The sequence below is a fragment of the Coleofasciculus sp. FACHB-712 genome (assembly GCF_014695635.1).
Taxonomy (GTDB): Bacteria; Cyanobacteriota; Cyanobacteriia; order Cyanobacteriales; family FACHB-T130; genus FACHB-T130.
Genome location: NZ_JACJOQ010000374.1, coordinates 1 through 7,569 on the forward strand (window position 1 = coordinate 1; position 7,569 = coordinate 7,569).

6 protein-coding genes are annotated in these 7,569 nt (G+C 47.9%); 3 read left to right on the forward strand and 3 right to left on the reverse strand.

Annotation, left to right across the window (positions count from 1 at the left end; all coding sequences use genetic code 11):
• Positions 1-1,714: type I DNA topoisomerase (topA, locus tag H6F50_RS10330; protein ID WP_190428628.1), on the reverse strand; the 1,714-nt coding region annotated here is incomplete at its 3' end.
• A 96-nt stretch (positions 1,715-1,810) separates the two neighbouring features.
• On the opposite strand from topA, the gene H6F50_RS10335 reads away from it, so the two are divergent.
• The gene (locus tag H6F50_RS10335; RefSeq protein WP_190428629.1) at positions 1,811-2,851 is read left to right on the forward strand and encodes an S-layer homology domain-containing protein; all 1,041 of its coding nucleotides are present in this window, start codon (positions 1,811-1,813) and stop codon (positions 2,849-2,851) included.
• A 58-nt stretch (positions 2,852-2,909) separates the two neighbouring features.
• On the opposite strand, the gene H6F50_RS10340 is transcribed toward H6F50_RS10335, so the two are convergent.
• A complete protein-coding gene (locus H6F50_RS10340) occupies positions 2,910-3,359 on the reverse strand; it encodes a hypothetical protein (protein WP_190428630.1) in 450 nt (149 codons plus the stop codon).
• A gap of 172 nt (positions 3,360-3,531) precedes the next feature.
• Positions 3,532-4,605 (reverse strand): peptidoglycan-binding protein, encoded by a 1,074-nt coding sequence (locus tag H6F50_RS10345; RefSeq protein ID WP_190428631.1) that lies wholly within the window; start codon positions 4,603-4,605, stop codon positions 3,532-3,534.
• Positions 4,606-5,174: 569 nt separating this feature from the next.
• On the opposite strand from H6F50_RS10345, the gene H6F50_RS10350 reads away from it, so the two are divergent.
• Both H6F50_RS10350 and H6F50_RS10355 read left to right on the forward strand, forming a co-directional pair.
• On the forward strand, positions 5,175-6,806 hold the full coding sequence (locus H6F50_RS10350; RefSeq protein WP_190428632.1) for a hypothetical protein: 1,632 nt from the start codon (positions 5,175-5,177) through the stop codon (positions 6,804-6,806).
• 89 nt (positions 6,807-6,895) lie between these two features.
• Positions 6,896-7,569: DUF3479 domain-containing protein (locus tag H6F50_RS10355; RefSeq protein ID WP_190428633.1), on the forward strand; the 674-nt coding region annotated here is incomplete at its 3' end.

The following is a 7,569-nucleotide window of genomic DNA, read 5'->3' on the forward strand; positions in this document are numbered from 1 at the left end:
CGGGAATTTTTGCCCCGGCTTTCTTGAGTGCTGGGGCAAAATAGTCGCGGTTCCAGCTAGTCAAATACTTTTGCCAGTCCAGCTTACCGTGAGCGATCGCATCCAATTCCCGCTCCATCTTTGCCGTGAAATCTGCACGAATCAGCTCAGGCAACACCCGACCCAAAAACTCATCAACTTCCATCCCTAGCTGGGTCGGAACGAGCAACGCCTTCTTCAGAACCACATACTCCCGCTCTTTCAAAGTCTTTACCGTCGGAGCATAGGTGCTAGGACGCCCAATCCCCTGTTTCTCCATCACCTGAATCAACTTAGACTCAGAATAGCGGGGTGGTGGCATTGTCTGCTTCTGATCGGCACCCGCTTGGGTACAGGTCAGAGGTTGCCCTTCTTTCAGGGTCGGCAACACTTGATCTGAACCAATATCTCGCCAGTAGCGCAGATAGCCCTCAAACTGTAGCACCTGACCCAAAGCTTGCCAAGTGACGCTACCAGATTTCGTGACAATTTTCGTCTTCAGGAGTCGCGCTGGTTGACAGAGAGAAGCGATCGCGCGTCGCCATATCAAATCATACAATCCAGCTTCTTCGGGTGTTAACTCTGCTTTAATGACGGATGGTAGCCGGGTAATCTCTGTCGGTCGAATTGCCTCGTGCGCCTCCTGGGACAGCGCTGCACTTTTACGAACAGTCGTCTTTTGGGGGACATTCTCTGGGTCATTTTGCTCCAGATACTTTCGCACCGAAGCGCAAAACTCCTCAGATAAAGTTGGGCTATCTGTACGCATATAGGTGATGTATCCTTGTTCGTACAGCTTTTGCGCCACTTGCATTGTTTTCTCTGGATTCAGCTTTAGACGCGCTCCTGCTGCCTGCTGAAGGGAACTGGTAGTAAATGCGGCGGGTGGTTTTTTGAAACTCACTTTACCTTGGGTGCTGACTACCTGATGAGGATGACTCTTCGCCGTCGCTACCAGTTGATCCGCTTGAGTTTGTGTTGTCACTCTGGTTCCTTCAGCAGCTTTTTTGCTGTCAGGAGACTCAGAATCATCGGTTTCCTCTACTTCAGGCTCATCGGAACGATTCACTTGTCCGGCATAAAAGGCTCGAAAACCCTCGGCGTAGTCAACGTAAACAGACCAGTAATCTTCAGGGACAAAGGCTGTAATCGCTCTCTCGCGATCGCATAATAGGTGCAAGGTTGCGCTTTGAACCCGACCGACTGACTTGGCTCCGTTTTTGAGCGACCAAACGAGAGGGGAGCCTCTGAAGCCAACTAGCTTGTCGAGACACGTCCTCAGAAGAGCTGCATCTACTAAGTTCTGGTCGAGGGGACGGGGTTTGCTCACTGCTTTTTTAATCGCAGTTTCTGTAATCTCGCTCGTCACTACGCGCCGGGGATTTTTTACCTTGAGTTCTCGTGCGAGATGCCAAGAAATTACCTCCCCTTCCCGGTCTGGGTCTGTTGCAAATATAACTTCGGTTGCTGATTTGACGGCTTGTTTTAATTCTGTGAGAACCTTTTTGCCTCGGTCGCCACGGGGGACAAATCGACAAGTAACGCGATCGCCTGATAGGTCAAATCCCAGTGCATCTTCCCCGTCTTTAGCCAGCTCAACGACGTGACCCATGCTTGCCATCACTCGGTAGCCAGAACCAAGGCTTTTCTGCCATTTCTGCCGTTTGCCAGGACTTTCAATTAAAACAAGTTTCATACTCTGTCCTCCAAAAATTTTTAATTCTTGCTTTAAGAAGGATGACTTAGCTAGGCATTTTAGGGTATAAGCTACTTGCTGCATGAACTCAGGTAAATGACATCACCTCCCCCCGATCCACGTTCCTCTCGGCTTGGCTTTGATGAGTTGATTGGCATTGTTGTTGCCTTCGGCGTGATTGGCACGATTTTCTTCTGGTCAATTGGTAGAAGGGAGCCAGGGTTGAATTTGACCGGATTGCCGACTCCTGACGCCACGGCGAGTCCAAAGCCAGCAGCGCCGCTACCAACAACGGTGATACCCGGAGAATCGCCCACCCAGCAAACGGTTCCGGCACCTTCTGCTTCACCGAGCGACCCAAACTCAACGCTACTCATACCGGACGATCCAAACACGGTATCGGGAAGCGTCCCGATTATTCCCGTACCCGTACCCGCGCCTTCCGCCCCAGCGCCGTCAGTCGCCCCCGCCACAGTACCCGCGCCTTCTGCGCCAGCGGCGGTTGTTCCCGTACCAGCCCCCACAGCTTCTGCCCCAGCTAAACCAATCGACTTTTCCGATGTGCCCGATAATTACTGGGCGCGTCCTTACATTCAAGCGCTAGTTGAACGCAACATCCTCGCGGGTTTCACCGATGGCACTTTTCGCCCCGATCAACCGATCACGAGAGCAGAATTTACGGCTCCGTTGCGAAAAGCTTTTGGTCAAAAACCGGCTCAGAATGCTTTGAATTTTAAAGATGTCCCCTCTGGGTACTGGGCTGAAGCTGGAATCAAGCAAGCTGTGGCAACGGGTTTTTTGAAAGGATATCCGGGAAATCGGTTTCTCCCAAACCAAGAAATTCCGAGAGCGCAAGTTTTGGTTGCGCTTGCTAGCGGCTTAGGGCTGAAACCACCGTCCAATCCGGCTCAAGCTTTGCAGACTTATCAAGACGCCAAGGAGATTCCTAAGTACGCGACCCAAGGTGTCGCAGCGTCTACAGCAGCCGGTCTTGTGATTAACTATCCGAATCAAAACTTGCTCAAACCGAATCAAGCGGCGACTCGTGCTGAGGTAGCTGCTGCAATTTATCAAGCTCTAGTACAAGCCGGACAAGCACAACCCATTTCCTCTCCAGCCGCTGTGCAGCCACAATGAGGGAACCATCGGAGGGGCATGGCATTGTTCGTTTGAGCGAAGCGTTTGGCGACACGGATCAAATTCGGTTTTGGAAGTTGCGATCGCCTTTATACCCGGATAGCTCGGCGAGTTCTTCTAAAGAAAGCAGACCTGAGTAACGCCGCCCCTTAATTTCCCAAGTGGGAAAGCCTTTGATTTTTGCCTTCGTGCAGAGGTCTGGACGCGGATTTTTACCGCCCGCATCGCACTCGATGTAGTTTATATAGCCAAGCGCCTCTTTTGGAAACAGTTCTTTCTGTTTTGTGCAGAAAGGGCACCAATATGCGCCGTAAAATTTGGCTTTGGTGCGCTTCAAGTGGCGTGCTAAACCCACTTCTGCTGTAGTAGCGGCGCGATTCGAGGATTTGGTTGGCTGGAGTGCTGATTCTGTATATGGATCGGATGAACAGCCAGGGATTAATGCCAGTAGAGCGATCGCTGTAGTGCGGATGATAACCGCGCTAAGGTCAAATCTTTGAACTTGCATAGCTCTCAGTTGGGTAGATGTTCGGCAATCAGCAAAGTTTACCTTTTGTTTTCATACCATTTTGCTTTACTGTTGCCCAATCTAAATTTCTGAACTATCGATAAATAGAGACGCAATAAATCGCGTCTCTACAATCTAAACTCAAAATCTTAACTCAAAAAACTCCTCAGCCTTAGCGACCATCAACTGACCAGTGGGGCGGGTCATTTGCTAGCTTAAATACGCCATAAGATGCACCCACACTATAGAGAGCCGTATTGTTGGCACCATTCGTGGGAGCGCCAATATTCACCAGGGTGCCATCTCTCTTTTTTATTTTTAGAATTCCTTCCCAGGTAATGTTCCAATCGATGGCTAGCCTTTCAGTATGGCGAGATTTTAGAGCCACCGGATTCCCGCCAATGCCGAATTCATCTACCATCAGTTGTGCGGCTTGTACAGCTACAGCGTTCGTATAATGTACCCATTCAATGTCAACTCCCGCCATATTTGGTACATTTTCTGCTCTGATTTCTCCTCGACTAATCCGAGCCGAATAGTGCATCATATAAGCTCTTTGGGGAGGTCGATAGGTCGCGGCAATAATAGTTTGGGCACCCGCATCAACTAAAGCTTTTTGAAAAGCTGCTACTTTTTCTCGGAAAGGTGAAGCTAAATCAGAAATCGAGCGGCTAGTCGGAAAGTTGTCATACCAATGCGGTCCACTCAAGCGAAATCGAATTCTTTTGGCATAGGCGTTGAGGATATCCATTGCTGGGATAAAATCTGCGCCTAATTTCTGCTTAGTCGTTGCAGAAAGTAGATTTTCCAATTCATCACGCAAGCGCACATCTCTTTGGAGATAAGCTTGGGCTAACCCTTGGCTACTTCTAGCTCCAAAGTCTCCATCTACGGTTAAGTCGGGAACCAATATAGTATTCAAAGACTTTTGTAAATCTTTAACCTCTGCCTCGCCAAAGCGCAGATAAGCAAGCAACATTGCTGCCGTAAGATTGGGAACTTTATAAAGAAAACCGTCGCTCAAAGCTTTGGTGTAGGTGGTATTATCCACAACTCCATTAACCGGCAAGTTATTCCTTTGCTGATAACTACGGGTAGCTGTATCGCTAATCTTGCCAAAGTCTCCATCAACGGTTCCTATCGGATAACCAGCCTCTTTTAAAAAGCTTTGCCAAGCACTGACTGCTGCTCCATTAGAGCCGATTTTGAGTGTGGGTAATTTCAGCGCACTGATATTAAAAGCCATAGATTCCACCTGAATTCAATATTGCTAACTTTTCTGTTAACTAGCAAAAAAAAAAGCCATCGAGCAAGTCTAGCTTTTGTGCTATTTTAACGCTACAAAAGAACGCAGCAGATGAGAGTTACACTGCTTGTGCGATACACTTGCATTTTATAACTTAATGCTTAATAAATTTCGATGATATAATTTTAGTTATTATTTCCGTCATATGTCTATCTTCCTATTTAATTCCAATAAGGTAATTATTGGAAAATACCTTATACCTGAAATCAATCCTCCAACTTATAATAATTAATAGTTAATTAATTATCTGGTTTTTCTATTAAATTAAATTTTCTTGAACTTGAGGTAGCTTTTATAGTAAAACCTCTAGCTAATCTTCTGTCCAGTTTTCAAATAAAAGATTTAAATATTGTTACAAATTGCTACAATATTTAATTGAATCTTATCGTCTTAGAGATTCTATCGGCTAATTTGAAACCGCTGCTGATTTAACACAAATTCCGGATTTTATCTCATCGGTTGTGGAGCATCTGGTAACGAATGTTCGCTTTTTTTAATAAGGAGACTTTATGGCAGACTCTGGAAATCGGATGCGCGATCGCACGCCAGACGATGTAATTATTCAGGCACAGGCGCGAAAACCCATTACAGATCCCAGCCTGGGTATTGCCGTTGAAGTGAGTAGACAAGGAACTCCTAAGCATCGGCTGGTCACGATTGGGGACTCTCTCTCTCACGGCTTTCAAAGTGGGGCAATCTTCAATACTAGCCTCTCCTATCCGATGATGATTGCCAAGGAAATGGGCTGGTCTAACCAGATGCGTTATCCCACCTACGACGGCCCAGGAGATGGATTTCCGCTGAACCTAGAACATCTGGCTCGACAACTCGATCGGGAGTTTGGTGATATCAACTGGTTGGATTTCGCCCCAGCGCTGTTGTTTATCCGCCACTACATGGACGATGTAGAGGATTATTGGGAACGTGACGCAGGCTCCCGCTTCGCCATTCAACGCGGGATTAATCACAACCTGGCAGTCTATGGCTGGGATTTGCGGAATACCCTGTCGCGCACTGCGGACATTTGCCTAGACATCATTCGGAAAAATCCCCCCAAAGACGATTATCTCCGGCAGGTTGTCGAGTATCATAACGAACGCGCTGCCATCCGAGTTTTGAATTCGGCACGAGATGCACAAGGCAACGCGCTGACGCCACTACAAGCGGCGGCAGCACTGGGCGCTGAGGGAACACCAGAAAGCGGTGAAGACGGCATTGAAACGCTGCTTGTTGTCATCGGTGGCAATAATGCGCTGGGTAGTATTCTGACATTCAAGGCGGCCTGGACCAAAGAAGGCTATGACGATATGGCTGTCAACGATCGCTATACTGTCTGGCGTCCGATTCACTTTAAGGCTGAACTGGACAAGCTGGTTGAGGAAGTTAAGCAAATCCGTGCTCGCCATGTAATCTTGGCAACGGTTCCTCACGTCACGATCGTTCCTTTTGCCCGTGGTATCAACAAAAATAAAGAGGGGAATAAAGCTAATCCGGGATCTCGATACTTCCCTTACTACTCCTTGCCTTGGCTTACCGAAGAAGAATTCGATCCGGATAAGCACCCGTACCTGACAGAGGAGGAGGCACGAGCAATCGATAGTGCCATCGACCAGTACAACGACTATATAACCGATGCGGTGCGTCAGGCTCGACAGGAAGGCAGAGATTGGTATCTGTTTGAAATGGCTGGCTTGTTGGATCGCTTGGCATCCAGGCGCTATATTCAAGACCCCGAAGCCAGACCGACTTGGTGGGATGAAGTGGGTGGTCAGTACGAGTTGCCACCTGAGCTTCAGGCACTTTCACCTGTACCAGATTCCCGCTTTTTTAAATCTGATGCAACAGGTCGCACTCAAGGCGGCTTATTCTCTTTGGATGGTATTCATCCCACTACCATTGGCTATGGCATCATGGCGCAGGAGTTGATTGAGATTATGCACAAGAAGGCGGGGGTCAAGTTTTATGAAAGCGATGGGAAAACCGAGCGGACTGGTGACATCAGAGTTGATTTTAATCGCTTGATTGCCCTAGATACGCTGATTTCTAACCCACCGCGATCGCTCTCTAATGCTCAGAGTTTAATCGGTTTGATTGATAAGAACTTTAATATCTTCAGCGGGATGCTCAGGGCGAGTTACTAAAAGCAATCTGAGGTCGGGGTGGGCTTAGGCGTCCCATCCCCAAGGTTCCTGCTTAAGATCGAAAGTAGGAACCTTTAATCTCTCTGGGCATGAAACGCATTGTTCTAATTGCTGGCTTTGAATCATTCAACGCTGACTTGTACCGGAAGGCAGCTCATTTGGCTCAGGCTAGGTGTCCGGAGTTGGATATTCGGGTGTTTAGCGATCGCGCCCTCACGACGGAACCAGACGCCGTAGAAGCCGCACTCCAAGGAGCAGATGTCTTTTTCGGCAGTCTGCTATTTGATTACGACCAAGTCATGTGGTTGTGCCAAAGGGTGCAAAATATTCCGATTCGCCTCGTTTTCGAGTCAGCCTTGGAATTGATGAGCCTCACTCAGATAGGCGCGTTCAAAATTGGCGACAAACCCAAGGGGATGCCCAAGCCAGTTAAATTTATTCTCGACAAATTCAGCAACGGGCGAGAAGAAGACAAACTTGCCGGTTATATTAGCTTTTTGAAAGTTGGGCCAAAGTTATTAAAATTTGTGCCAGTGCAGAAAGTGCAAGACTTACGCAACTGGCTAATTATTTACGGTTATTGGAACGCTGGTGGAACAGAAAATGTCGCGTCGATGTTCTGGACGCTGGCAGAGAAATATTTGCAGTTAAAGGTAGGAGAAATTCCGCCGCCAGTTGAAACTCCAAATATGGGATTGCTGCATCCCGATTATCAAGGCTTTTTTGAATCTCCAAGGGCATATTTGGAATGGTATCGACAGCT

Bases quoted from the DNA above. Each gene is read 5' to 3' on its own strand.
- H6F50_RS10350 (WP_190428632.1), top strand. From the start codon at position 5,175: ATGGCAGACTCTGGAAATCGGATGCGCGATCGCACGCCAGACGATGTA.
- H6F50_RS10335 (WP_190428629.1), top strand. From the start codon at position 1,811: ATGACATCACCTCCCCCCGATCCACGTTCCTCTCGGCTTGGCTTTGAT.
- H6F50_RS10345 (WP_190428631.1), bottom strand. From the start codon at position 4,605: ATGGCTTTTAATATCAGTGCGCTGAAATTACCCACACTCAAAATCGGC.
- H6F50_RS10340 (WP_190428630.1), bottom strand. From the start codon at position 3,359: ATGCAAGTTCAAAGATTTGACCTTAGCGCGGTTATCATCCGCACTACA.